The 26,894-nt window shown below is 32.1% G+C and carries 29 protein-coding genes; 28 read left to right on the top strand and 1 reads right to left on the bottom strand.

Annotated elements, in window-relative coordinates:
• Positions 1-3 precede the first annotated feature (3 nt).
• The 11 genes from CN925_RS05380 (at position 4) to rpsA (ending at position 9,927) form a co-directional block, all read left to right on the top strand.
• The gene (locus CN925_RS05380; RefSeq protein WP_098845233.1) at positions 4-588 is read left to right on the top strand and encodes a CPBP family intramembrane glutamic endopeptidase; all 585 of its coding nucleotides are present in this window, start codon (positions 4-6) and stop codon (positions 586-588) included.
• A complete protein-coding gene (locus CN925_RS05375) occupies positions 585-1,202 on the top strand; it encodes a LysM peptidoglycan-binding domain-containing protein (RefSeq protein WP_098845232.1) in 618 nt (205 codons plus the stop codon). Before CN925_RS05380 ends, CN925_RS05375 begins: the two co-directional genes overlap by 4 nt.
• A 285-nt stretch (positions 1,203-1,487) precedes the next feature.
• Positions 1,488-2,195 carry a metallophosphoesterase family protein gene (locus CN925_RS05370; RefSeq protein WP_142339191.1) on the top strand — a complete coding sequence of 236 codons (708 nt, stop codon included), beginning with the start codon at positions 1,488-1,490 and terminating at the stop codon, positions 2,193-2,195.
• Positions 2,196-2,228: 33 nt separating this feature from the next.
• Positions 2,229-3,137 carry a MerR family transcriptional regulator gene (locus tag CN925_RS05365; protein ID WP_098845230.1) on the top strand — a complete coding sequence of 303 codons (909 nt, stop codon included), beginning with the start codon at positions 2,229-2,231 and terminating at the stop codon, positions 3,135-3,137.
• Between the two features lie 76 nt (positions 3,138-3,213).
• Positions 3,214-3,822, top strand: a complete 609-nt coding sequence (locus CN925_RS05360) for a genetic competence negative regulator (RefSeq protein WP_025672362.1) — start codon at positions 3,214-3,216, stop codon at positions 3,820-3,822.
• 237 nt (positions 3,823-4,059) lie between these two features.
• Positions 4,060-5,340: a Glu/Leu/Phe/Val family dehydrogenase gene (locus CN925_RS05355; RefSeq protein WP_098845229.1), complete on the top strand. Its 1,281-nt coding sequence runs from the start codon at positions 4,060-4,062 to the stop codon at positions 5,338-5,340.
• A gap of 143 nt (positions 5,341-5,483) precedes the next feature.
• Positions 5,484-6,473 carry a YpdA family putative bacillithiol disulfide reductase gene (locus CN925_RS05350; RefSeq protein WP_098845228.1) on the top strand — a complete coding sequence of 330 codons (990 nt, stop codon included), beginning with the start codon at positions 5,484-5,486 and terminating at the stop codon, positions 6,471-6,473.
• Between the two features lie 108 nt (positions 6,474-6,581).
• Entirely contained in the window at positions 6,582-7,550 is a 969-nt protein-coding gene (locus CN925_RS05345; protein WP_098845227.1) for an asparaginase, read from the top strand.
• Positions 7,551-7,696: 146 nt separating this feature from the next.
• Positions 7,697-7,882 carry a DUF5359 family protein gene (locus tag CN925_RS05340; protein WP_098845226.1) on the top strand — a complete coding sequence of 62 codons (186 nt, stop codon included), beginning with the start codon at positions 7,697-7,699 and terminating at the stop codon, positions 7,880-7,882.
• Between the two features lie 137 nt (positions 7,883-8,019).
• Positions 8,020-8,700 (top strand): (d)CMP kinase, encoded by a 681-nt coding sequence (gene cmk, locus CN925_RS05335; protein WP_098845225.1) that lies wholly within the window; start codon positions 8,020-8,022, stop codon positions 8,698-8,700.
• A 108-nt stretch (positions 8,701-8,808) separates the two neighbouring features.
• Entirely contained in the window at positions 8,809-9,927 is a 1,119-nt protein-coding gene (rpsA, locus tag CN925_RS05330; protein WP_098845224.1) for a 30S ribosomal protein S1, read from the top strand.
• Between the two features lie 45 nt (positions 9,928-9,972).
• Here the strand turns inward: rpsA and CN925_RS05325 are convergent, their stop codons facing one another.
• Positions 9,973-10,110 (bottom strand): YpzI family protein, encoded by a 138-nt coding sequence (locus CN925_RS05325; protein ID WP_082459340.1) that lies wholly within the window; start codon positions 10,108-10,110, stop codon positions 9,973-9,975.
• Positions 10,111-10,239: 129 nt separating this feature from the next.
• On the opposite strand from CN925_RS05325, the gene CN925_RS05320 reads away from it, so the two are divergent.
• The 17 genes from CN925_RS05320 to CN925_RS05240 all read left to right on the top strand — a co-directional run bounded on the left by CN925_RS05320 (position 10,240) and on the right by CN925_RS05240 (position 26,856).
• Positions 10,240-10,830 (top strand): YphA family membrane protein, encoded by a 591-nt coding sequence (locus CN925_RS05320; RefSeq protein WP_098845223.1) that lies wholly within the window; start codon positions 10,240-10,242, stop codon positions 10,828-10,830.
• A gap of 132 nt (positions 10,831-10,962) precedes the next feature.
• Entirely contained in the window at positions 10,963-12,273 is a 1,311-nt protein-coding gene (der, locus tag CN925_RS05315) for a ribosome biogenesis GTPase Der (protein ID WP_098845222.1), read from the top strand.
• Positions 12,274-12,295: 22 nt separating this feature from the next.
• A complete protein-coding gene (locus CN925_RS05310; protein WP_098845221.1) occupies positions 12,296-13,351 on the top strand; it encodes an NAD(P)H-dependent glycerol-3-phosphate dehydrogenase in 1,056 nt (351 codons plus the stop codon).
• Between the two features lie 136 nt (positions 13,352-13,487).
• Positions 13,488-13,757 carry a stage VI sporulation protein F gene (locus tag CN925_RS05305; protein WP_098845220.1) on the top strand — a complete coding sequence of 90 codons (270 nt, stop codon included), beginning with the start codon at positions 13,488-13,490 and terminating at the stop codon, positions 13,755-13,757.
• Between the two features lie 432 nt (positions 13,758-14,189).
• On the top strand, positions 14,190-14,387 hold the full coding sequence (locus CN925_RS05300) for a DUF2768 domain-containing protein (RefSeq protein WP_056466707.1): 198 nt from the start codon (positions 14,190-14,192) through the stop codon (positions 14,385-14,387).
• 21 nt (positions 14,388-14,408) lie between these two features.
• Complete coding sequence (locus CN925_RS05295) at positions 14,409-15,125, top strand: hypothetical protein (protein ID WP_098845219.1); 717 nt, start codon at positions 14,409-14,411, stop codon at positions 15,123-15,125.
• A 195-nt stretch (positions 15,126-15,320) separates the two neighbouring features.
• Entirely contained in the window at positions 15,321-16,799 is a 1,479-nt protein-coding gene (spoIVA, locus tag CN925_RS05290; RefSeq protein ID WP_098845218.1) for a stage IV sporulation protein A, read from the top strand.
• A gap of 451 nt (positions 16,800-17,250) precedes the next feature.
• Positions 17,251-17,523 carry an HU family DNA-binding protein gene (locus tag CN925_RS05285; protein WP_056466694.1) on the top strand — a complete coding sequence of 91 codons (273 nt, stop codon included), beginning with the start codon at positions 17,251-17,253 and terminating at the stop codon, positions 17,521-17,523.
• 221 nt (positions 17,524-17,744) lie between these two features.
• Complete coding sequence (gene folE / locus CN925_RS05280; RefSeq protein WP_088010688.1) at positions 17,745-18,317, top strand: GTP cyclohydrolase I FolE; 573 nt, start codon at positions 17,745-17,747, stop codon at positions 18,315-18,317.
• 173 nt (positions 18,318-18,490) lie between these two features.
• The gene (locus CN925_RS05275; protein WP_180232857.1) at positions 18,491-19,162 is read left to right on the top strand and encodes a heptaprenyl diphosphate synthase component 1; all 672 of its coding nucleotides are present in this window, start codon (positions 18,491-18,493) and stop codon (positions 19,160-19,162) included.
• Between the two features lie 42 nt (positions 19,163-19,204).
• Positions 19,205-19,915, top strand: coding sequence for a demethylmenaquinone methyltransferase (locus CN925_RS05270; protein WP_098845216.1), 711 nt, complete (start codon positions 19,205-19,207; stop codon positions 19,913-19,915).
• A gap of 43 nt (positions 19,916-19,958) precedes the next feature.
• Positions 19,959-20,921 carry a heptaprenyl diphosphate synthase component II gene (gene hepT / locus CN925_RS05265; protein ID WP_098845215.1) on the top strand — a complete coding sequence of 321 codons (963 nt, stop codon included), beginning with the start codon at positions 19,959-19,961 and terminating at the stop codon, positions 20,919-20,921.
• A 224-nt stretch (positions 20,922-21,145) separates the two neighbouring features.
• On the top strand, positions 21,146-21,592 hold the full coding sequence (gene ndk / locus CN925_RS05260) for a nucleoside-diphosphate kinase (protein WP_025671395.1): 447 nt from the start codon (positions 21,146-21,148) through the stop codon (positions 21,590-21,592).
• A gap of 252 nt (positions 21,593-21,844) precedes the next feature.
• Positions 21,845-23,014 (top strand): chorismate synthase, encoded by a 1,170-nt coding sequence (gene aroC / locus CN925_RS05255; RefSeq protein WP_098845214.1) that lies wholly within the window; start codon positions 21,845-21,847, stop codon positions 23,012-23,014.
• On the top strand, positions 23,014-24,099 hold the full coding sequence (aroB, locus tag CN925_RS05250; RefSeq protein WP_098845213.1) for a 3-dehydroquinate synthase: 1,086 nt from the start codon (positions 23,014-23,016) through the stop codon (positions 24,097-24,099). Before aroC ends, aroB begins: the two co-directional genes overlap by 1 nt.
• Before the next feature lie 197 nt (positions 24,100-24,296).
• The gene (gene aroA, locus CN925_RS05245) at positions 24,297-25,580 is read left to right on the top strand and encodes a 3-phosphoshikimate 1-carboxyvinyltransferase (RefSeq protein WP_098845212.1); all 1,284 of its coding nucleotides are present in this window, start codon (positions 24,297-24,299) and stop codon (positions 25,578-25,580) included.
• A gap of 16 nt (positions 25,581-25,596) precedes the next feature.
• Entirely contained in the window at positions 25,597-26,856 is a 1,260-nt protein-coding gene (locus CN925_RS05240) for a tetratricopeptide repeat protein (RefSeq protein ID WP_098845211.1), read from the top strand.
• The last annotated feature ends 38 nt before the right edge of the window (positions 26,857-26,894 follow it).

Below are 26,894 nucleotides of genomic sequence, written 5' to 3'. Positions count from 1 at the left end.
TATATGGAAAGCGAATTAAACCGTCAAGAAATTCCAGTTAACTATTTGAAGAAAAGCGTGTATGGCACACAGTTAATCATTTTAGTGATCGCTATTTTATGTATTGTTTTTTTTATTGGTACAGAAAAATTTTTGGATGATTTACATTTATTAAAAAGCTATAAAACCTATTTATTTGGATTCGGTGCTGGATTTTCACTCGTATTATTTAATATTTTATTAAATTATGCAATTCCAGAGCGTTTATTGGATGATGGTGGATTTAATAAAAGATTCTTTACGTCACTCTCAGTTCCTGAAATGACAATACTTTGTACTTTAATCGCATTATCAGAAGAATTATTTTTTCGAGGATTTATTCAAGCTAAATTTGGATTAATTATTGCATCTGTTGTGTTTGCTTTAGTTCATTTTCGATATGTGAAAAAACCGATTTTACTTACGATTGTATTAATCGAAAGTTTTTTCTTAGGTTACTTATATTTGAAAACAAATAATCTTGTTATTGTAATTATTGCACATTTTATATTAGATTATGTTTTAGGATTGTATATGAAATTAAGTTTGGAAAGTGAAGACAAAGAATGAATAATGAGCTTAAGACTAATCGTATCGCTGACTTAAGTCGAATGAAAAAAAATAAGAAATTTAAAAATAAAAAAATAAATGAAGATCATAAAGCAGTTGATTTGTTAAATTTGCCACCAAGAAGTGAAACGATGAAAATAAAAGAGGATCTACGTAGACCTTGGTGGAAAATAAAGTATCCTTTAATTACTGCTTTAGTCATAATCTTTATCATGTTACCTTTTGGAGTAGTTAAGTTTGTACATAGTAAATACGATAAAATATTTACTGAAAAAGGAAGTTTAATCATACCTTCAAATAAATTTGAAAAAGTTGAATTAGCTGCGAGAAACAATGTTAAAAAGCAAAAAAAGAAGGAAACTCAGAATAAAGCTTCAACCAAAAAAGAGATTAATAATGGCGTAAAACTTCAAGCTGATTCAAGTGCAACTATTGGAGTTCAAGTGATTAATCACGAAGTCAAAAGAGGTGAAACTTTATTTACGATTTCAATGAAATATTATGGTAATCGTGATGGCGAAGAAATTATTCAAGATGCAAATCATTTAAATGGGATTGAAGTAACGCCTGGTCAGATTCTAAAAATCCCATTAAATGTCGATGTGGTTAAATAAGGTTAAGAAATCTATAGAGGCAATGAAAAATGAAATTCGAAATCATACGAAAATAGACTATTCGAACCGATTAAACTTTATTTCACTTAAAAGACTTATGCCCATTTTGTATCAATGGCCATAAGTTTTTTCGTTGTTTAAAATTTTTCAATTCCTACTAGTTTTTGTATAATAAAAAAAAGCACTTTGAACTGTAGCAACAAAATATGTAAAAATTGATTTATTTGAATGAAGTATAATTTGAGATTTCTAGCAGACATTGCTTTGTTTTATAACAAGGGGGAAATGAACATAAAAATAATATCATTGATCGGAATTGTAGTAATTGTAGCACTTATTTTATTAATTAATCGAAAAAGTAAGTTAGAAATTATACATAGAAAAATTAATATAAAACATGTAGATGATTCTTTAGAATCAATTCAGCTTATTTGGATTCCAAATATAGGCGATCTATTTTATAAATTGACAGAGATTGAAAAAATTTGCAATCATAATACGATCATTCTTTTAAGCGGTTATTCGAAAAAGAAGTCAAAAAAATATAAAGGTGAAAATATTCACTATTTATCCTCTATGGCTCCAGTCTATTTTTTGTGGAATGATCATGATTATAGTGGCAACTATAGAGATCTAAATGCATTATTACTAGATTGTAAAGTTACAATTTTAGAAAATAAAAGTGCTTCATTTGAGACTGAAAATGGTACTAAGTTTTCAATTGTTGGTTTAGATGATGTGAAAACAAAGAGAGATCATTTAGACTATGCACTTGAAGAGCGATATGGAGATGATTTTAGTATTTTAGCAAGTTATACTGAGGTCATGGATAGTAATAGTAGTAATTTTGAAAGTATTCAAGTTTATCTGTTTGAAAGAAGTCAATTAAATGGAAATCGAAATCAGAAAACGGTATATTTGGAGCTATATAACAATAAAGGAATTCGCAAACAAAACACAATTACAGTATTAAATTTTGAAGTTATGAACTAAGTGTTTCTTGTTTACATGCAGGAGGAAAGAAAATTGGCCCAAATAGGAAAGTACAATATTAAAGCAATTTCTAACATTGTTGGGATATTACCTGGCACTTTAAGAGCTTGGGAACGAAGATATAATATCATTAGTCCTGTACGAAATGATGCTGGCCATCGATTATATACAGAGGAACATGTTTTTATTTTAAAATGGCTCGTTCAAAAAGTGAATGAAGGGTTTACAATTGGACAAGCAATTAACTTATATGAAGCAAAAGAACATAAATCGTCTAATGACAGCTCTCTTACTGAAAATCTACAATCTGATGCACTAGTAAATCGAATTGTTTCTTCATTATTATCTTTTGAAGAAAGTGAAGCTCATAATTATGTGAATGAAGCTTTTAGTCTTTTTTCTGTTGATAAAGTATTATTTAAAATTATTTCGAAGGTTTTCATACTAATAGGTGATAAATGTCGTAATGGTGAAATTACTAGTGCCCATGAACATTTTGCAACATCTTTTTTAAGAACAAGATTAGGGATGATCTATCAAAACTTACCTAACAATAAACATTTGCCGAAGTTAATTGCAGTTTGTGGACCAGAAGAAAAGCACGAACTAGGCTTATTAATTTTTACGATTTATTTAAGAAGAATCGGTTTTCAAGTGATTTATTTAGGCGCATCGATTGATTCAAATGATGTAGAACAAGTAATAAATGAAGTAAAACCAGCTGGATTTATCATGACGTGTACGTTAAGAGAAAATTTAAAGAAAACAATTGATCTTGCCATTACTATTAAAAAAATAAAACCTGATATCATTATTGGAATTGGTGGTCATGCAGTTTCAACTTGTGAAAGCCCGATTATGGATTCCATACAGGAATTTTATATTGGGAGTCAACAATCGAACTGGGATGAATGGTTAAAGCAGAATTTTAATTATAAATGAATTTTGACTTTAGAATCACCAAAATTAGATAAAAACATAAACTGTACTATGGTAAATGCAGCAAGGAGGCTAGTTCATGAGGTTGGAACGGTTGAACTACAATAAAATAAAAGTTTTTCTTACATCTGATGATTTATCTGAACGTGGTCTGACAAAAGAAGACTTATGGTACAATGCACCAAAAGTTCAACAGCTTTTTCAAGATATGATGCATGAAGCTAGCGTAGAACTAGGTTTCGAAGTAGATGGAAAAGTATCCGTTGAAGTTTTCTCTCTTCAAGCTCAAGGAATGGTTGTAATTGTCACAAAATCCGATGAAATTGAAGAAGAGGAAGATGAGTTTCAAGACGACTTTATCTCGATGGAAGTAATCCTAGATGAAAGTGAACATATATTGTACGAGTTTTCTACATTAGATGATCTAATCCTACTTTCTGAAAAATTGGTTTCATGTGATGCTTTAGGTGGAAGATTATTCTCTTTTGAAAATACGTTTTACTTAAAGTTCGAGGAGAATGAAATAGGAAGACTAGATCGTGAAACATTTTATGCGATTTTAGCTGAATATGGCAATCCTTCCACTAGAACAATTTACCGTATTATTGAATATGGTAAAGAACTTATATCAGAAAATGCTATTGAACAACTGCATTTTTATTTCGTTAAAAATAAAGCCTCTCAGTAATTTTTTACGAGAGGTTTTACTTTTGTAAATTTTTTATAAATATATTGTATTTCTTCGAATTCTTTCCTTTTCAAATTTTGGAAATAGGAGTATAATGACCATAGAAAACGCTTACATTAAACGAATATTATATTTTGTTTTCTATGTGTTTATAACTTTCAAAATGGGATGGAAAGTTGTATACTAATTTCAGAATGAATGAATCTTTTCATCGTTCAAATTTCTAGGGGGTTTACAATGGTTGCCGAGAAATCTACAGAGAAAAATAGCAACACTGAAGAACATTTAGATGTACTAGCGCCTACACAAGTAGTTATTAAAGAAGCGTTAGAAAAATTAGGATATTCAAATGAAATGTATGAACTATTAAAAGAACCAGTTCGTATGATGACTGTAAAAATTCCAGTTCGCATGGATGATGGACAAGTGAAAATTTTCACTGGTTACAGAGCTCAACATAATGATGCGGTAGGACCAACTAAAGGTGGTATCCGTTTCCATCCAAATGTAACAGAAAATGAAGTTAAAGCCCTTTCAATCTGGATGAGCTTAAAATGTGGAATTGTAGATTTACCATATGGTGGAGGTAAAGGTGGAATTATTTGTGATCCACGTGATATGTCATTCCGTGAGTTAGAAAGACTTAGCCGCGGTTATGTTCGTGCAATTAGCCAAATCGTAGGACCAACTAAAGATATTCCAGCTCCAGACGTATTTACAAATTCACAAATTATGGCTTGGATGATGGATGAATATTCTAGAATCGATGAATTTAACTCACCTGGTTTTATTACTGGTAAACCATTAGTATTAGGTGGATCTCACGGACGTGAAACAGCTACTGCAAAAGGTGTAACAATCGTAATACGTGAGGCAGCAAAACGTAAAGGCATTAACTTAGAAGGTGCACGAGTTGTTATCCAAGGATTTGGTAATGCAGGTAGCTTCTTAGCGAAATTTATGCATGATGCAGGCGCAAAAGTTATTGGTATTTCTGATGCTTATGGTGCACTTCATGATCCAAACGGCTTAGACATTGATTATTTATTAGATCGTAGAGATAGCTTTGGTACAATTACTAAACTATTTAATAATACAATTTCAAATAAAGAATTATTAGAGTTAGAGTGTGATATCTTAGTTCCAGCAGCGATTGAAAATCAAATTACAAAAGATAATGCTCATAATATTAAAGCAAGTATCGTAGTTGAAGCTGCTAATGGACCAACAACACTTGAGGCTACAAAAATTTTAACAGAGCGTGGAATCTTATTAGTACCAGACGTGTTAGCAAGTGCTGGTGGCGTAACGGTTTCTTACTTTGAATGGGTACAGAATAACCAAGGTTATTACTGGACTGAAGAAGAAGTAGAAGAGCGATTAGAAAAAGTTATGGTACGTTCATTTAATAATATTTATGAAACAAGTGTAAATAGAAAAGTAAATATGCGATTAGCTGCTTATATGGTTGGTGCGCGTAAAATGGCTGAAGCTAGCCGATTTAGAGGCTGGGTATAAGAATAGTACTAAGTTTAAAACAAGATGGGAAATTTCCATCTTGTTTTTTATTTGGACTAGCTATTATTAGACAAATAGAATATTTTACGTAAAATAGTAATAGTAAATATAACTAAGACTCTAGTTTATTGGAGATGTTTCAAATGGAAAAAGTAGAAGTTCTAATCATTGGCGGAGGGCCCTGTGGTATTGCGGCTTATTTAGCACTAAAAAATAAGGGGATATCTGCATTAATAATTGAAAAAGGAAATATCGTTCATACCCTCAGTCGTTTTCCTACGCATCAAACATTTTTTAGTACAAGTGAAAAATTAGAAGTGGGAAATATTCCATTTATTATTGAAGGTAGAAAACCAAAAAAACACCAAGCTCTAGCATATTACCGTGACGTTGTTAAACGGAATCGAATAAGAATCAATGCTTTTGAAGAAGTAAAAACGGTTAGTAAGAAAAATGATTTTATCATTGAATCAGTTACAATAAATGGTGAAAAAAAACGTTATGAAGCAAAAGCTGTTATTGTAGCAACTGGATATTATGACCAACCAAACTATTTATCAACTCCAGGTGAACAACTTAAAAAAGTTTCGCATTACTTTTTTGAAGGTCATCAACATTTTAACCAGAAGGTTGTCGTGATTGGAGGTAAAAACTCCAGTGTTGACGCAGCACTCGAACTAGAAAAGTGTGGAGCAGATGTAACTGTACTTTATAGAGGAAGTTCTTATTCACCAAGTATTAAACCTTGGGTTTTACCAGAATTCGAGGCTCTTGTCCGTTCTGAAACAATTAAAATGGAATTTAACGCAAATCTACTTGAAATAAAAGAATCATCAGTAGTCTACGAAAAAGAAGGACAAATCGTTGAAATTGAAAATGACTTTGTCTATGCTATGACAGGTTACCATCCTGATCATACATTAATCAAAAGTATGGGCGTAAAAGTTGATGATGCAACAGGAAGACCATTATTTAATCCAGAAACGATGGAAACAAATATTGAAGGCATTTATATTGCAGGGGTAATTGCTGCAGGAAACAATGCAAACGAAATTTTTATTGAAAATGGTCGTTTTCATGGTGACTTAATCGCTTCTCACTTGGCTAGTAATAAAATAAATAATGTTAAATGAACTAAAAACGTAGCTATGCTACGTTTTTTATTAATGATTTTCAAGCCGTTTTCTGTTTACTTGAAGAATTTTAAAATGTTATAATTTCTTGTGAAATGAGGTGCAAATATGAAAAAAGTAGTATTAATCACAACAGGTGGAACGATTGCTAGTAAACCAAATGCAGAATCAGGTAAATTAGATTCTGGGGCATTGTCAGGTCAAGAAATTGCAGAAATGCTTAATTTACCAAAAGATATAAATGTTATTGTTGATTCTTTTTTCCAAGTTCCTAGTATGCACATAGGCTTTGAACATTGGATGTTATTAAAGAATAAAATTGAAGAATATTATCAAGATGAAACAATCGATGGGGTTGTCGTTACCCATGGTACTGATACATTAGAAGAAACGGCTTATTTTTTAGATTTAACAATTGATGATGAACGTCCAGTTGTTATTACCGGTTCTCAAAGATCACCAGGTGAATTAGGTACCGATGCTTTTATTAATTTAAGACATGCAATTTATACTGCATCAGACGAATCTACTAGAAACGTTGGAACAGTTGTCGTGTTTAATGAACGTATTTTTACTGCAAGATATGTTAAAAAAGAACATGCATCTAATATACAAGGGTTTAACGTATTTGGATTCGGATACTTAGGTATTATCGATAACGATAAAGTACATATTTATCAAAAACCGGTAATAAAGGATAAATACAAAATTACAAGTGAGTTACCTCAAGTTGATATCATTAAATGTTATATTGAGGCAAAAGGATATTTAATTAAAGCAGCTGTTGAAAATGGTGCTAAAGGTATTGTCCTTGAAGGTGTTGGAAGAGGTCAAGTATCACCACATATGACAGAAGAAATTGAAAAAGCAGTTAAAAATGGTATTAAAGTAGTCATCACAACTAGTTCTGAAGAAGGCGAAGTATATCCGACATATGATTATTACGGAAGTGCTTATGATTTAGTTAATAAAGGTGTAATTTTAGGTAAAGATTATGATAGTAAAAAGGCAAGAATTAAATTAACTGTTATGTTAGCATCTGAAAAGAATAATATTCTTGAAGGATTTTCTATATAATTTTTACTTGTTTATACATTTCTCGAGGAAACGTGCATTGCACGTTTTTTTTTGTTTAATATGTAAAGATTAAAAAATAAATTCTAAATAGTGTATAAAATTAGTTGAATCTAATCATACTGGTAATAAAAAAGGTATGATTATAAATGAAAAGAATCGAACGGATCCTAATTAAATTAATTATTATTCAATTAATTTGCTTAGTCATGAGTCAATACGTCCTATCATTCCCTAGTCTTTCTGTCTATTTAACAAAAATTGAATTGTATGAAGGCGTTACACAAAAAGCAAAGGACGTAACGAGAGAAGTATATAATCATATTGGTAAATAGATGAATTCGTCACAATCATATGGTAATATAAAATAAAGCAGCCTAGTCTGCTTTATTTTTATTTGTTTTTATTTTTTAGGACATGATAAGATTAAAGATTGCTATAGAAGTAGCACTTTTTTTATGTAGGAGGAATTATGAGTAAAAAAATTAGTATAGCGATAGATGGACCTGCAGCTGCTGGTAAAAGTACAGTTGCAAAGATTGTTGCAAAAAAATTAGGGTATGTCTATATAGACACTGGTGCAATGTACCGTGCTCTTACATTTAAAGCGATTCAAAACAATATTGATGTAAATAACGAAGAGGCTTTAAGTAACTTACTTTCAAATATGACGATCGAGTTAATTCCGGAAGAAGGTACTCAAAAAGTTCTCATTGATAATGTTGATGTGTCTGAGCCAATCAGAACACCAGAAGTAACTAGAAACGTATCATTTGTTGCAAAACATAGTTTAGTTCGTAAAAAAATGGTCGATTTACAACGCCAATATGCAATAAATGGCGGGGTTGTAATGGATGGAAGAGATATTGGGACTCATGTATTAGTTGATGCAGAAGTTAAGATTTTCATGATTGCTTCTGTCGATGAACGAGCTCAAAGAAGACATATCGAAAATATCAAAAACGGTTTTGAGAGTGATTTAGAACAATTGAAAATAGAAATCGCAACAAGAGACAGAATTGACTCAGAACGAGAAGTTTCACCATTGAAAAAAGCAGATGATGCCATCTCATTAGATACTACTTCAAAAGGTATTGATGAAGTCGTAAATGAAATATTAACGATTGTTGAAGAAAAAGTAAAAAATATTTAGAAGAATTAGTCATCAGATTTCTTGACTTTTCTGCTTATTTATTAGAAGGTAAAAGAGGATAATACATAATTGGTCTATCCATTTTTAAAACATAAGGAGGAATATGACATGGTTGAAAAAGTAATGCCAGAAGTTGGGGAAATTATCTCATGTGTAGTAGAACAAATTGAAGATAAGCAAGCAATCGTAGGTTTCGGTGGAAAAACAGATGGTATTCTTCCAATAAAAGAAATTTCAAACGTACATATTGAAAATGTAAGTGACGTGTTAACAGTTGGAGAAGAAATTGAATTAAAGGTTATTAAAGTTGAGGAAGATACAGTTGTTTTTTCTAAACGTGCCGTAGATTCTGTTAAGGCTTGGGAACAATTAGAAGGAAAACTAGCTAGTAAAGAAGTTTTTGAAGTAATCGTTACAGAGCAAGTAAATGGTGGATTAATCGCAGACGTAGGTGTTCGTGGATTTATTCCGGCGTCACTTGTATCAAAAAAATTCGTTGAAGATTTAGGTAGCTATGTGGGTCAATCACTTGAAGTAGTGATTGAAGAACTAGATCGCGAAAAAAATCGAGTAATCTTATCTCATAAAGCTGTAGAACAATTAAACGAAATTGAAAATCGCCGTCAAGCGTACTCTTCTATTAAAGTTGGGCAAATTGTTGAAGGTAAAGTCGAGAGATTAACAAATTTCGGTGCTTTTGTAAATATTGGTGGAGTTGATGGTTTAGTCCATGTATCTCAAATGTCTCACAATCGAGTGACAAAGCCTGAAGAGATTGTAGCTGTCGGAGATACTGTAAAAGTTCAAGTACTTTCAATTGACACAGATACAAACCGAATTGCTTTATCTATGAAAGCAATTCAACCAGGTCCATGGGATCAATTAAATCCGAACATTAAAGCTGAAGCAGTCATTGAAGGAACTGTAAAACGCCTTACTAACTTTGGTGCATTTGTAGAAGTTCAAAATGGAATTGAAGGATTAGTTCATGTTTCTCAAATTGCTGATAAACATATTAAAAATCCAAACGAAGTATTATCAGTTGGTCAAAAAGTAAAAGTTAAAGTTTTAGATATTAATCCATCTGAAAAACGCCTATCATTAAGCATTAAAGAAGCTGGTGAAGCTGAACTTCAAGAGGATATCGCAAAATACGTACAACCAAGTGAAAGTGGTTTCCAATTAAGCGAATTACTTGGTGATAAATTAAATAAATTTAAAAAATAATAAAAAAATCCTTCAGCCATTTGCTGGAGGATTTTTTTTGAAGAATTAGTTATGTTGATTTTCAGCTCTTGCTTCTTCAGGTGTGTCTAAACGTGTAGCACCTTTGTAATGAATGCTTTGATCTCGATCAGATTCAACTCTTCTAGATTGTTTAAGTTTCTTTTCTTGACGATCTTTTCCCACTCGTTTCACCTCCAAAAAAATCTCATTTATAGATTCGTTTTAAATGTAACTTCTTATACACTTTCTTTTCTATTTGATTATTTTTGAAATATGAATTGTTCATACTAGTACTATTAGGAGGTTTTTTTAGTGCAAGGTAGTTTATTTATCATTACTTCTTGGCTTATTTTTTTCTTACTGTTGCTTTATCGTAATCGAACTAAGAAAAATTTCTTGTATTTAGCAGGAGTACTTGTATTAATTAGCTGTTCAGCTTACACAATTGATTTCTTTTCAATTGAAATAAATTTTTCATATATTATTATAATTTTTATCGTAAGCTACTTTATTAGTTTATTAAATTTCATTGAACAAATGGCGCATTTTTTTAAAGGCCTAATTATAGGTATGATATATAGCGTAGTAACACTGTTATCAATTTATGATCCTGCAAGCTTTTTTATTGATGAGATGATAATTAGTTCATTTTTAGTCATACTTCTTACTTTCTTTTTAAGTAAATCCTATTATGACAAATTGCGTTATATAACAATTGGACTAGTTCAGGGTGATATTTTTAATTATATTACGTTTAAGTCAATTCATTTTAAGTATATAATTGGTGATTTACATTGGTTTGATACTTTATTTATTTCTATTTTAATCATGTCAACCATTCAGATTATAAGTATTTACATATCAAGAATAAGTCTCAAAAATAGAAAATTACTAAAAAGTTGAAGTGTATTGGTCTTTTCTTGTATTTTTTGTTAAAATAGATAAGTTATTTAAATAAATCAATTTTTAAAACTAAACTAAAACTCATTTAGATGATTTAAATGGTACATAGTTATGCTAGGAAGGATGAATTAAATGTCTAAACCGACAGTTGCAATAGTTGGACGACCAAATGTAGGGAAATCAACTATTTTTAATAGGATAGTGGGAGAAAGAATTTCGATTGTAGAAGATATTCCGGGTGTTACTCGTGATCGTATTTACAGTTCAGGTGAGTGGTTAAATCAAGAATTTAGTTTAATCGATACAGGTGGAATTGACATTGGTGATGAGCCATTTTTAGAGCAAATCCGTCAACAAGCTGAAATCGCAATCGATGAAGCGGATGTTATTATTTTTCTAACTAATGGGCGTGAAGGTGTTACAGCGGCTGATGAGGAAGTTGCTAAAATCCTTTATAAAACAAAAAAGCCAGTAGTATTAGCTGTTAATAAAGTCGATAATCCAGAAATGAGAAGCGATATTTACGACTTCTATGCGTTAGGATTTGGAGAAGTATTTCCGATCTCTGGTTCACATGGATTAGGACTAGGGGATTTACTTGATGAAGTTGTAAAACATTTTCCAGAAAAAGAAGATGAAAATTATGATGAAGATACAATTAAATTTAGTTTAATTGGACGACCAAACGTAGGAAAGTCATCTTTAGTAAATGCATTATTAGGTCAAGAACGTGTAATTGTAAGTAATGTTGCCGGTACAACACGTGATGCTGTCGATACACCATATTCAAAAGATGGTCAAGACTATGTCATTATCGATACAGCTGGTATGAGAAAAAAAGGTAAAGTTTATGAAAGTACAGAAAAATACAGTGTATTACGTGCTTTACGTGCAATCGAAAGATCAGATGTCGTCTTAGTTGTACTAGATGGTGAAGAAGGTATTATTGAACAAGATAAAAAAATTGCTGGTTATGCACATCAAGCAGGTAGATCAGTTGTTATTGTTGTAAATAAATGGGATGCAGTAGAAAAAGATGAAAAAACGATGAATGAATTCATTGAAAACATTCGAGCACATTTCCAATTCTTAGACTATGCTCCAATTGTATTTCTATCGGCTAAAACGAAGAAAAGAACGCAAACTTTATTGCCAATGATTAATAAAGCATGTGAAAGCCATAGTTTACGTGTACCAACAAATGTATTAAATGATGTTATTATGGATGCAATCGCGATGAATCCAACACCTACACATAATGGACAAAGATTAAGAGTGTATTATGCTACTCAAGTTGCAATTAAACCACCAACATTTGTTGTTTTTGTAAATGATCCTGAATTACTTCACTTTAGTTACGAGCGTTTCTTAGAAAATCGTATTAGAGATGCTTTTGATTTTGAGGGATCTCCAATTAAGATTATCGGTCGTGCACGAGCATAAAATTCAAAGAGATGGATTTTTTATGAATGGGAGTGTTAATTTGGAAAAAATCGCAGTTTTAGGTGCAGGTAGCTGGGGAACAGCTTTGGCTATGGTTTTATCAGATAATGGACATACGGTTACTTTATGGGGAAATAAAATCGAACAAATTAAAGAAATAAATGAACAGCATACGAATAAAAGATACTTGCCAGAAATTAATTTACCTCAAAATTTAAAGGCATCTGTCGATTTAAAGGAAACGATCAATGGTGCTAACTATATTTTGCTTGTTGTACCGACTAAAGCAATAAGAGAAGTTTGTCAACAATTAAATAAAGAATTAAAAAACGAGGTTACGATCATCCATGCAAGTAAAGGGATTGAACCAGACACTTCTAAGCGTGTTTCAGAAATGATTACTGAAGAAATTGATCCGAAATTCTTAAAATCGGTAGTTGTATTATCAGGTCCTAGTCATGCTGAAGAAGTTGCTTTAAGACATCCAACGACTGTAACTTCAGCATCAAAAAATATGGAAGATGCCCAAATTGTACAAGAATTATTCTCTAATGGTTATTTCCGTGTGTATACAAACGAAGATGTAATAGGTGTAGAAATTGGTGGAGCATTAAAGAATATTATCGCACTTGCAGCTGGTATTACTGATGGACTTGGCTATGGCGACAATGCAAAGGCGGCTTTAATGACCAGAGGGCTTGCAGAAATAATTCGTTTAGGTAAGGCTATGGGAGCTAATAATCAAACTTTTGCTGGTTTAGCAGGAATGGGCGACTTAATTGTAACTTGTACGAGTGTACATAGCCGTAACTGGAGAGCCGGTAATTTATTAGGGAAAGGCAAATCTTTAGACGAAGTACTTGATAATATGGGTATGGTCGTTGAAGGGGTTCGCACAACTAAGGCTGCATATCAATTAGCAAAACAAGTAAATGTAGAAATGCCAATTGTTAATGAATTACACGCAGTATTATTTGAAAATAAAAATCCAAAATTAGCAGTTGATGCACTGATGTCTCGTGTAAAAAAACATGAAGGCGAAAGTACTTCAAATTATATAAGCGATCTTACTGATTAAATAATTTTATTTAAGTATATCGGTTAAAAGCACTAAAACTTTGTTTTAGTGCTTTTTCTTTTGTGGACTATAATAGGCGTTTCACCATTTTTCTTTTTTTGCATAGCATATGTTGTATAGAAAAAAGGAGGTTTGAATGGTGACTAATAATAACCCAAATGGTTTCTTCGATAAGATTGAAAAGAAAGCAAATGTAAGTAAACAAGATATTTTTAAAGTCGCTGATTCAGTAAAAGATGCAAACTTTAAAGATGAAGCAACAGTTAGAAAACTAGTTCGTCAAATTGCATTGATGACAGGTCGTCAAGTTTCGAAAGAAAAAGAAGACAAAATCGTTCAAGCAATTGTTACAAATAATATGCCTTTAGATTTTCAATCATTAACAAATATGTTTAAACAAAAATAATTGGGCTTATTCTTCAGCGATGTATTTAGTGCATAATCATACATTTTCGCATAATATAGAATGACTTATACCGGATGTGTTCTGGTGGGTGTTAGTCGAGAAAACGAAGCAATTGCCCCAGTTTGCTTCGAAGAAAGAAGGAGTATGTATTTACTTTTTCTTTCTTTTTATTTTGAACAAGTGAATAGGTGAATTGTCCCGCTTGCCTTTTTGTTTTGTTATAACAAAGAGGTTTTTTGTTCGAGTTTGATCAAGGTGTAACTAGTGAATATGTTCTAGTTGATTTTACAGAATTAAATTAATAACAATAACAAGTATACTTAAGCATTAAATAAGTCGATAATGACTTAATAGGAATAAAAAGATTTTAATTCAAATCATGTAATTATTTTGATACTATAATAAAGGTAGAAAATACATAGGGGGAACATAATGAACGCGGCACATATTAATGAAATTATTTCTTTTGTAGGAATCGGATTAATGCTTTTATCATTATTTTTAATTTTCTTGAGTAGAAACAAAATAAAAATTAAATTTTTAAAAATGATAACGGCCTTCATTGCATATATGTCTTTAATTATTTCAGGAATTTTAATTACATATATCGTATTAAGCTGGCCAAGTTAATTTACAATAAAGGGGACTAACATGAAAAAGCTATTTCTTTCCATTCTAATATGCTTTGTAATAAGTTTATTAAGTGGCTGTTTATATCCGCAAGATCAACTTGCACAAAATCAAGTACCATATGATGATCAATTGCAATCTGTTCAAACTGCAGTTAATAAATTTAAAGAAAACAATTCGGGAATGTTACCGATCAAAAACAAGGATATGGATACACCAATTTATATTAAATATCCAATTGATTTTACTAAACTAACACCAGGCTATTTAAGTGATGTACCTGGTAATTCTTATGAAAACGGTGGTATTTTTCAATACGTATTAATAGATGCAGAAAAGAATCCGACTGTTAAATTAGTCGATCTTAGAATGACAGATAAACTAAGTGATGTTTCATTAAGAGTACAAGTTTATAAAGATAAACATACTTATCCACCAATCAAAAAAACTTTGGCTAACGGCGTTTTTCTATTAAACTATAAAAAGATGGGTTTCAAAGAAGAACCGTTCGTAGTCAGTCCTTATAGTAATAAGCATTTACCAATCATAATGGGAAACGATGGCGAGTTCTATGTTGACTATTCAATGGATTTGTATGCAAAAATTAAGGAAGCCAAACATTATAAATTCGGTGAAGATATTCGTTCGATCTTAGTAAAAGACTCACCAATCGTGCCTGCATACTCACTTCCATATACAATTAAAGATGGACAACCAGTGTTTTTAGAACAAAATTAAATAATATAAATCATAATCCTTTGATAAAAGAATACATTTTATCGAAGGATTTTTTTATTTGATCCCAAGTTAAGAAAAGAAAAAATAAAAAATCTTGTCATAACTCACTAGGACAACATCATAGAATGATATTGTCATAGGTATACTACTTCAAGTCAATTATTCCCATGTATTGATAAATCGGGAGGGGAACGCATGGAAAAGATAGATATTTTTAAAGACATTGCCGAGCGCACAGGAGGAGATATCTACTTAGGTGTTGTAGGTGCTGTGCGTACTGGTAAATCAACATTTATTAAACGCTTTATGGAAGCAGTTGTTATCCCTAATATTCAAAATGAAGCGGATCGTGCTAGAGCACATGATGAATTACCTCAAAGTGCTGCAGGTAAAACAATAATGACTACTGAACCAAAATTCGTTCCGAATCAAGGCGTAAAAATTCATGTGGCGGATGGGTTAGATGTAAATATTCGATTAGTAGATTGCGTTGGTTATAGTGTACCAGGGGCTAAAGGTTACGAGGATGAAAATGGTCCTAGAATGATTAGTACTCCTTGGTATGAAGAGCCGATTCCATTTAATGAAGCGGCTGAAATCGGTACAAGAAAAGTTATTCAAGAGCATTCTACAATTGGAGTTGTTGTAACAACTGATGGCACAATTGGAGAAATTGCTAGATATGATTATATCGAAGCAGAGGAAAGGGTCGTTAATGAATTAAAAGAAGTTGGAAAGCCTTTCATTATGGTGATCAACTCTTCTCAACCATATCATCCTAATACAGAGGCACTGAGACAAGAACTATCTGAAAAGTATGATATTCCTGTCATCGCATTAAGTGTTGAAGCAATGCGCGAAGGAGATGTGATGAACGTACTTCGCGAGGCTTTATACGAATTCCCAGTGCTTGAAGTGAATGTAAACTTACCTAGCTGGGTATTAGTATTAAAAGAAAATCACTGGCTACGCCAAAGCTACCAAGAAGCAATTCAAGAAACAGTTAAAGATATTAAGCGGTTAAGAGATGTTGATTATGTAGTTGGCCAATTTAGTGATTATGAATTTATTGAACATGCACAACTAGCAGGAATAGATATGGGGCAAGGGGTTGCAGAAATTGATTTATCTGCACCAGATGAGTTATATGATCAAGTCTTAAAAGAAGTTGTAGGAGTAGAAATTCGTGGTAAAGATCATTTACTAGAACTAATGCAAGATTTCGCTCATGCAAAACAAGAATATGATCAAGTATCAGATGCTTTAAGAATGGTGAAACAAACCGGCTATGGAGTTGCTGCACCTTCACTTTTAGATATGAGCTTAGATGAGCCAGAAATAATCCGCCACGGTTCAAGGTTTGGGGTGAAATTAAAAGCAGTAGCACCTTCAATTCATATGATTAAAGTTGATGTCGAGTCAACATTTGAACCGATCATTGGAACTGAGAAACAAAGTGAAGAACTTGTTAAATACTTAATGCAAGATTTTGAAGATAATCCTTTATCAATTTGGAACTCAGATATATTTGGACGTTCATTAAGTTCAATCGTGCGTGAAGGCATCCAAGCGAAACTTTCTTTAATGCCTGAAAATGCAAGATATAAATTGAAAGAAACTTTAGAAAGAATTATTAACGAAGGAAGCGGCGGTTTAATTGCGATTATCCTTTAATTATTAATTGGTCAGGTGGTAAAAACCATCTGATTTTTTTTGTTTTGTAAAAAAATCTACTAGTCATATTTTATCAGAAGTAATGAAACGTTGAAAAAATGATCGAAAATTATTAAGTTGAACCAAAATTTAATCGACAAAATTCAACAAAAAATAAATTTATTAAAAATCCTCAAAAAAATTAAAAAAATGCCGATAAATCAGTCACCATCGTACTTTCACAAGGTCTATTAACAAAATTGAGGCTGAAAAATGAATTTTTCAGAAAAATTACTACCTGTTTTCGAGTAATTCCAACATTTTCTTATAAAACATATTGAAAAAAGCCTTAGAATCGTATAATATAAGGCATGACAAAGAAATTAATTGGAATTTGTTGTATAAAATTTAAAATTTTGGTCACAAATGAAATTAAGAAACATTTCTAAAATTTTGGGAGGAGGTGAAAGACATGAACAAAACAGATTTAATCAATGCAGTTGCTGAAGCTGGTGAGTTAACTAAAAAACAAGCTACTTTAGCTGTAGATGCTGTATTCGAATCAATTCTTGGTGCGTTACAAAACGGGGATAAAGTACAATTAATCGGATTTGGTAATTTTGAAGTTCGTGAGCGTGCAGCTCGTAAAGGACGTAATCCACAAACTGGCGAGGAAATCGAAATCGCAGCTAGTAAAGTTCCAGCTTTCAAACCTGGTAAAGCGCTTAAGGATGCAGTAAAATAATTACATAATTTAAGCGAAAAAGAAGGATGCTAAAAAAAGCATCCTTCTTTTTTTGTTAAAATAGTCCAAAAAGTCTCATAATAGTGGACATGGAAAGAGGATCAAAAAGTAAGAAAAAGAAAGTATCCTTCTTTTTTTTGCCTATAAAAAAAGAATTATGTTAAAATAAAACGAATCTGATAGTGTATATTAGAATTTTTTTTAGCATGGGGGATCAATTAATGAATGAAGTTAATTTAGAAAAAATTGAACAAGCGGTTCGTCTAATTCTCGAAGCTATCGGTGATGATCCAAATAGAGAAGGAATTTACGAAACGCCAAAGCGAGTTGCGAAAATGTATGCTGAAGTATTTTCTGGTATGCGCCAAGATGAAAAGGCTCATTTACATAAAGTATTTGGTGAAGATCATGAAGAACTAGTTCTTGTAAAAGATATTCCATTCCATTCAATGTGCGAACATCATCTATTACCTTTTTACGGGGTAGCACATGTAGCTTACATACCTAGAAATGGTAGAGTAACTGGATTAAGTAAATTAGCACGTACAGTAGAAACAGTAGCAAAAAGACCTCAGTTACAAGAGCGTATTACCGCTTCTGTAGTTGATGCAATTATGGACGTACTACAGCCACACGGAGCAATGGTAGTTGTAGAGGCAGAACATATGTGTATGTCAATGCGTGGTGTAAGAAAACCAGGCTCAAAAACAGTTACGACTGCGGTGCGTGGCTCACTTAAAGAGGATGTGCAAGGAAGAAATGAAATTCTTGCAATGATTCATTCAACTAAATAAATCAATTAATCAAAAAAGCAGGGCATTTGACAGGCAGTCTAAAAAGCCAAAAAGTCCTGCTTTTTTAAAATATTCATTATAAATAATTCAAGTTGATGAAGAATCAACTTATACCATCTAAAATACTTATGGTATAATGAAAAAATCAGTTATAAATGGAATGGATGGAAATAATGAATAGTATTCAGGAGTTAAAAAACGAAGTAATCACTCAAATCTTACATACGATTAGACACCCATATTTAAATCAACATCTTCAAGCTCCAACAATTGATGATGTAAAGGTTACTTTATTAATAAATTTGTTAAAAGATCACGATTTTACAAAAGATAAAATTATACATTACTGTAAAGCCTTGATGATTCATCAAATTGCATTAGATACACACGAAAAAGTATCTACATATAAAGGTACTCCAATGGATCGTGAAAAGAAACAATTAACCGTTTTAGAAGGAGACTTATATAGTGGACTATATTATGATGCTCTAGCTAAAACTGGAGAAATTGGTTTGATTCGAGAACTTTCATATGCTGTTAAAGAAATGAATGAGGAGAAAATCAATCTAGTTCACGAACAATTTAGTTCTTTAGAAGATCTTTTCAACTGTATAACAGTGATCGAATCAACTATACTTGTACATTTTGCAAAGTTTATTTCAGGTGAAGAATCAATAAAGCAGATTGAAAAAGAGTGTTTAATATCTAGACTGAAAAAAGAATTCGAACGCTTATCAGCTGAAAACTGCTCTGATTTTATTTCGCAATTTCAAAGAATCAAGGGGATTGTTGATTTAACTCAAACAAAAGAAGAATTATCAAAAATAATACAATTACAAAATTAGTCTACATAAGAAGTAATCGTAATTAGTTTAGTGGGGGTTTATATGACTCAATCAAAAGAAGAACGCGTACATGACGTGTTTGAAAAGATTTACAATAAATATGATACAATGAATGGAATTATTAGTTTTAGACGACATATTGCTTGGCGCAAACAAACAATGAAAATTATGAATGTTCAAAAAGGTATGAAAGCGCTTGATGTATGTTGTGGTACTGGTGAATGGACAATTGCACTTGCAAATACAGTTGGAAAAGATGGAGAAGTGATCGGATTAGACTTTAGTAAAAATATGCTGTCTATCGGTGAAGAAAAAGTTAAAAATATGCATTTAGACCAAGTAAAACTAATTCATGGAAATGCTATGGAGTTACCATTTGAGGACAACTATTTTGATGTCGTTACAATTGGTTTTGGTTTAAGAAATGTTCCAGATTATTATCAAGTGTTGAAGGAAATGACAAGAGTCGTAAAGCCTGGAGGAATTGTTGTGTGCTTAGAAACATCACAACCGACCGCATTTGGTATTAGACATGTGTATAAAGCATATTTTAAATACATCATGCCGATATTTGGGAAAATATTTGCTAAAAGCTTTAAAGAATATTCTTGGTTACAAGAAAGCGCAAGCACGTTTCCAGGGATGAATGAACTTGCAAATCTTTTCAAAAAAGCTGGATTGGAAAAAATAAAGATAAAACCTTATACTTTTGGTGTAGCAGCAATGCATTTAGGTGTTAAACCAAAAAGCTAGTTACAATAAGCGAGAAAATGGGATGAATAGTAAGGTGAACGGAATGAAGGTTAAATGGAAATATTCTTATTTAAAAAAGGACATTAATGAGATTGAAAGCACGCTTCATAAAGTAGTCAATTCTTCACAGCCAATTTTAAAAAATGCATCTGTACAGTTGCTTGAATCTGGTGGTAAAAGAATTAGACCAGTATTTGTATTGCTTAGTGCTAAATTTGGACAATATAACCTTCAATCGATTAAAAATGTAGCAGCTACTTTGGAAATCATACATATGGCATCATTAGTTCATGATGATGTAATTGATGAAGCTAGTTTACGAAGGGGTAAACCGACAATCAATTCAACTTACAATGATCGTGTTGCGATGTATGCAGGGGATTTTTTATTTGCAAAGGCATTGGAATGTATGTCAGAAATCGAAATCCCATTGGCCCATCAAAAATTATCTGAGACTATTTTAGAGATTTGTTTAGGTGAGATTGAACAAATTAAAGATAAATATAATTTTGACCAAAATTTAAAATGTTATTTAAGAAGAATTAAACGAAAAACTGCACTTTTAATTTCAGCAAGTTGTGAAATAGGTGCAATTGCATCAGGAGCCTCTAAAGCTTATCAAAAGTGTTTAAAAGATTACGGATACTATTTAGGTATGTCTTTTCAAATTATGGACGATATTCTTGATTTTACGGCTTCTGAGAAAGAATTAGGAAAGCCATCAGGTAGCGACTTAATTCAAGGTAATATTACATTACCTGTCTTGTTTGCGATGAATGATTCAGCTTTTAAAGAGAAAATTGAATCGATCTATGAAGGAATTAATCCGGAAACTGTTAAACCACTTATCAATCAAATTCGAAAAAGTACATATATTAATGCAGCTAGAAAAGTTAGCGAAGCATATTTACAAAAATCTTTAAACAGTATAAGTGGCCTTCCAAATAACGAGGCAAAGGAAATGTTAATATTAATTGCTAAAAATATTGGAAATCGAAAAAACTAGAGGCGGGGAAAATGCTAGTGCATTTACAACTGCCTCTTTTGGCTTTTTTAACCTAAGAATGTCATTTGTTTCAAGTATTTTAATAAAAGTTAATCAAAAATCTGGAAGCGATTGCAATTTTTATAATATAACAAGATTTTAAACTATTGATAATTTTATAAATTGATGTTACTATTCTAACTGTGTTGTTTATACATAATTGAATTCAAGTGAGGTAGAGCATAATGGAAAGAACTTATTTAATGGTAAAACCTGATGGTGTACAACGTAACTTAATTGGTGAAATCGTTTCACGTTTCGAAAAAAAGGGTTTCCAATTAGTTGGAGCTAAATTAATGCAAGTGAGTAAAGAACAAGCTGAAACTCACTATGCTGAACACAAAGAGCGTCCTTTCTTTGGTGAATTAGTTGACTTCATTACTTCAAGCCCAGTATTCGCTATGGTTTGGGAAGGCGAAAATGTAATCGCTACCGCTCGTCAAATGATGGGAGCAACAAACCCTAAAGATTCAGCACCAGGAACAATCCGTGGTGAGTATGCTGCAACTGTAGGAAAAAACATTATTCACGGTTCAGATTCACCTGCTAGTGCAGAACGTGAAATTGGAATTTTCTTCAATCAAAACGAATTAGTTGAATACTCTAAACTAATTAAAGAGTGGGTATACTAATAAAATAGATTTGCATAAGAAAAGTCAGCATAATTGCTGGCTTTTTCTTTTATATGAAAATAATGATCTCGTTTCAAAGTATGACAAAAATTTACGCATTGAATAACTTTTTTCGTGTAGAATATTTCATTTTTTTGCAAAAAATCAAAAAAAGAGCCAAATTATGGTTCTTTTTTTATGTTAAATTCAGATTAGGTTGTGGTATAGTAGTAACTAAATAATTTTAAACTTACATAAAGAGAAGGTGTTGACATGCGTTATTTAACAGCTGGTGAATCACATGGTCCACAATTAACTACAATTATTGAAGGCGTTCCAGCAGGATTACCAATATTAGCAGAAGAAATAAATGTTGAACTTCGTAGACGTCAAGGTGGATATGGAAGAGGTCGAAGAATGCAAATAGAAAAGGATACTGCTCAAATTACTAGCGGTGTTCGACATGGTTATACTTTAGGCTCTCCAATCGCATTGGTTGTTGAAAATAACGATTTTAAACATTGGACTAATGTTATGGGTGCCGAACCATTGGATAATCTTGAATATGAAGGAAAAAGAAGCATTACAAAACCAAGACCAGGGCATGCCGATTTAAATGGAGCGATTAAATATGGTTTTAGAGACGTACGAAATGTTTTAGAGCGATCTTCAGCTCGTGAAACAACTGTACGTGTTGCAGCTGGAGCGGTAGCAAAAAAATTGTTGAGTGAGCTAGGAATCACAATTGCTAGCCATGTAATTGAAATTGGTGGAGTTAAAGCAAAAAATTTAGACTATAAAAATGCAGAAGACTTACATAATAGAGCTGAAAACTCTGAAGTAAGATGTATAGACGAAGAAGCTACAGAAAATATGAAATCATTAATTGATGAAGCAAAACAAAATGGAGATTCAGTTGGTGGTATTGTAGAAGTTGTCGTTGAAGGAATGCCAGCTGGTGTTGGTAGCTATGTTCATTATGACAGAAAGCTAGATTCAAAAATTGCAGGTGCGATCGTAAGTATTAATGCCTTTAAAGGTGTTGAATTTGGCATTGGGTTCCAAGCTGGATCCTTACCAGGTAGTGAAGTTCATGATGAGATTGCTTATTCTAAAGAAGAAGGCTACTATCGATTATCGAATCGTGCTGGCGGTTTTGAGGGCGGTATGACAACAGGAATGCCTATCGTCGTGCGAGCAGTAATGAAGCCCATCCCGACGCTATACAAGCCGTTACAGAGCGTTGATATTGAAACAAAAGAAGTTTATGAAGCTAGTATCGAACGATCTGATAGCTGTGCTGTTCCAGCAGCAAGTGTAGTAGCTGAGCATATTGTTGCCTTTGAAGTTGCAAAAGCAATAACTGAACAATTTGAATCAGATCAACTTGAGCGCCTAAAACGTAATATTGAAGATTTCCGTGAGTATGCGAGGAATTTTTAATGAGTGTGATCACGGTAAATACAAGCTCTAAACAATACGATGTTTGTATAGGGTTTAGTGTATTGAGTCAACTGCAGACAAAGGTGGATAGCTTAGTCCCTAAGGTTTCAAAAATATTAATTATTACAGATGATCAAGTTGCTCCACTTTATTTAGAGGAAGTACTACAAAATTGTAATAAAGCAAATAAAGTTGAACACTTTATCATTCCACATGGTGAAAAAAGTAAGAGTTTTCAGGTATATGAAAATTGTTTAACCTATTGTTTTGATGTTCAATTAGATCGTAATAGTTTAATAATTGCTTTAGGTGGGGGAGTGGTTGGTGATTTAGCAGGATTTGTTGCAGCAACTTATATGCGTGGTATTCGTTTTATCCAATTACCAACTACTTTACTAGCCCACGATAGTGCAATAGGCGGTAAAGTAGCAATCAATCTTCCAAAAGCTAAAAATATCGTTGGTGCATTTTATCAGCCAGAATTAGTACTATATGAATTAAACTTTTTAACGACATTACCAATAGAGGAATGGAGATCAGGCTTTGCTGAAATTAGTAAAGAAGCGATGATCTCTTCTTCTGACAATTTGAATTGGTTAATGGATCATATTCTTTCACTTAAAGATTTAGATGATGAATTAGTGGAAAAATGTGTGACAATGGGAATAAGTGTAAAAAATGAAATTGTATCTAAGGACGAGCGCGAAACTGGTGAAAGAGCATTTTTAAACTTAGGCCATACACTCGGCCATGCAATTGAAGCATATTTAGGTTATGCTAAAACAACTCATGGTGAGGCAATTGCATTTGGAACTTTATTTTCAATTTATTTGAGTGAACAGTTCTTTGACATTGACCTAAAATTTAATGAGATTTTAAATTGGTATAATCGATTGAATTATCCTGTTTATTCAAATTTAGCATTAGAAACGATTGTAAACCTAATGAAACAAGATAAGAAAAATATAGATCTGAAAATAAAATATATCTTATTAAAAAGTTTTGGAAATCCAGTGATTTGCGAATTAGAGGCAGACTTTATTAAAGAAAATTTAGAACGTTTTTTAAAACGAGTAATTTCATAAATACTTACCTGAAAATGGTGTTTTGATCAATAGTTAAATCAAAATATCATTTTCTTTTTCTAAATTAAGCTAAACTGATCATTGGAAATGAAAAACATAGGACAATTCGTCGAATAGAATTTTAGAGAAAAAAAAGGTTTGATTTAGTAAAAAATGGAATGTAAATACATATAGAAAGGTTAGATAAGGTGACGATGATGAGAAATTCCCAGTTAGAAAAAATCCGATTAGTTGGTGATGTGACAATTCCAGGAGATAAATCAATATCTCATAGAGCAATTATGTTTGGATCATTAGCGAAAGGGACTACAAAAATTACTAACTTTCTATTAGGTGAAGATTGTTTAAGTACGATTGCGTGTTTTAGAAAATTAGGTGTACAAATCGAAGTATCAGAAGATGAAGTTATCGTTTATGGTAAAGGAATTGAAGGACTTAACGAGTCAAATGAAGTACTTGATGTAGGAAATTCGGGGACAACAGCAAGACTAATGATGGGAATATTAAGTGGTTTACCTTTCCATTCAGTTATAATTGGTGATGAATCGATTGGTAAAAGACCAATGAAGCGTGTTACTAAGCCATTAAAAATGATGGGAGCTTCTATAGATGGACGAGAAAATGCTACATATACGCCTATTTCTATTAGAGGAGGTTCACTTAATAGTATTTCTTATGCTTCTCCTGTCTCAAGTGCACAAGTTAAATCTTCAATTTTACTAGCTGGTTTATTTGCAAAAGGTACAACGACTGTGACTGAACCAGAAAAGTCTCGTGATCATACTGAAAGAATGTTAAAGGCATTTGGTTGTGAGGTAGAAGTTGAGAATAACAAAGTCTCAATTAATGGAAACCAAGAATTAACTGCAACAGATGTTATTGTACCAGGGGATATTTCATCAGCAGCATTTTTCTTAGTAGCTGGGTCAATCGTACCAAATAGCGAAATATTGTTAAAAAATGTCGGTGTCAACCCTACTAGAACAGGGATATTAACTGTTTTAGAAAGAATGGGCGCCAATATAACATTAGAAGATGAAAAAGTTGTAAACGGAGAACCAATTGCGAATATTCGAGTGAAATCTTCTAAATTAAAATCAACTGTAATCGGTGGAGCTGAAATTCCTACATGTATTGATGAGTTACCGATCTTGGCATTAGCAGCAGCTTTAGCGGATGGAGAGACAATTATAAAAGATGCTCAGGAGCTAAGAGTAAAGGAAACTGATCGTATAAAGACAGTTGTAACAGAACTTACAAATCTTGGTGTAAGCATTGAAGCAACAAAAGATGGTATGATTATACAAGGAAATAGTTCTTTAAAAGGTACAAATGTCAATTCACATGGAGATCATCGAATGGGAATGATGCTTTCAATTGCTGCATTACTTGCTAAAGGTGATACAATTATTGAAAATACAGAATGTATAGCAGTATCTTTTCCAAACTTTAAAGAGCAATTAAATGATTTAATTAAGTAGTCATAGAGGTGTAAGAATGAGTTTATACGAAGCTGTTCAATTAATAGAGAACGGTCATACTGAAAAGGGATTAGATTTATTAAGAAAGAATGTAAAAACTGCAAACGATGAAGAAAAATACGAAGCAGCACTTATTTTTCAATCATTAGGATTTGTAAGTGATGCAAAAAATATCATTGAAGATTTAGTTTACTTATACGATGACGACGACGATCTAAAAATAATGTATGCAGAAATATTGTTGGATCTTGATTTAGAAGACGACGCATTAGAAATTTTACTTGCAATAAAGGAAGATAGTGAGAGTCGAGTTCAAGCGCTGTTATTAATGGCTGATCTATATCAAGTCCAAGGTCTTGATGAAGTTGCTGAACAAAAATTATTTGAAGCTAAAAGAATTTTACCTAATGAACCTGTAGTAGATTTTGCGTTAGGGGAGTACTATTTTAGTAAATATGATTATAAAAAAGCCATTCCATTTTACGAAAAACTTACAAATCAAGAAATTGAAGTGAGTGGAGTAAATAAAGATTTAAGACTTGCTGAATGTTTAAGTGCTGAAGGTGAATGGGAAGATGCAATTTCCTATTATGAAAAAGGAATTCAGAAAACAAAAGACTTCCATACCTTATTAGGATATGGTATTACGTTATTTCAAGCTGAACGCTATGCAGCCTCTATACCAGTATTTGAAGAAGCAATTTTCTTTGATCCTGAATATTTAGTCGCACATTTATGGCTAAGTAAAGCACATGATTTGGAAGGGCAAATTCAAGAAGGCTATGATATATTACAAAAAGCTTTACTTGTTGATGAAACAAATGTAGAATGCCTTTTATCAGCAGCAAAATTAGCTCGAAAATTGAAAAATATAGACGCAAGTAAAAAGCATTTACAAGAAGCATTAATTTATGATCCTTCGCTAATTGAGGCAGTTCAGTTATTAGTCGGAATTCTTTTTGAAGAAGAAGATTTCGATGACATCATTAGTACAATTGAACTAGCAATTGAGCATGGGGCTTCAGATCCTCACTTTAATTGGGACTTAGGCAAAGCATATTATGGAAATGAAAATTATGAATTGGCATTAAAACAATATCGTCTAGCATATAATGACTTTAACCAGGAAATTTCCTTCTTAAAGGAATACGGAGACCTATTGTTTGAAGAAGGCTTAGTACAAGAAGCAAAAGAGGTTTATAGTAAACTTGTAGACGATGAATATCTGCAAGAAGAAGTAAGAGAACGTCTTGAAAGAATAAATGAAATTCTGTAATTTTCTTTATTCAGAAAAGGGGACAAATTTAAAGGACA

The organism is Bacillus sp. AFS055030, from assembly GCF_002574545.1.
Lineage (GTDB): Bacteria > Bacillota > Bacilli > Bacillales > Bacillaceae_G > Gottfriedia.
Note: the sequence above shows the minus strand (reverse complement) of the source record. Positions and strands in the feature narration are given on the sequence as shown.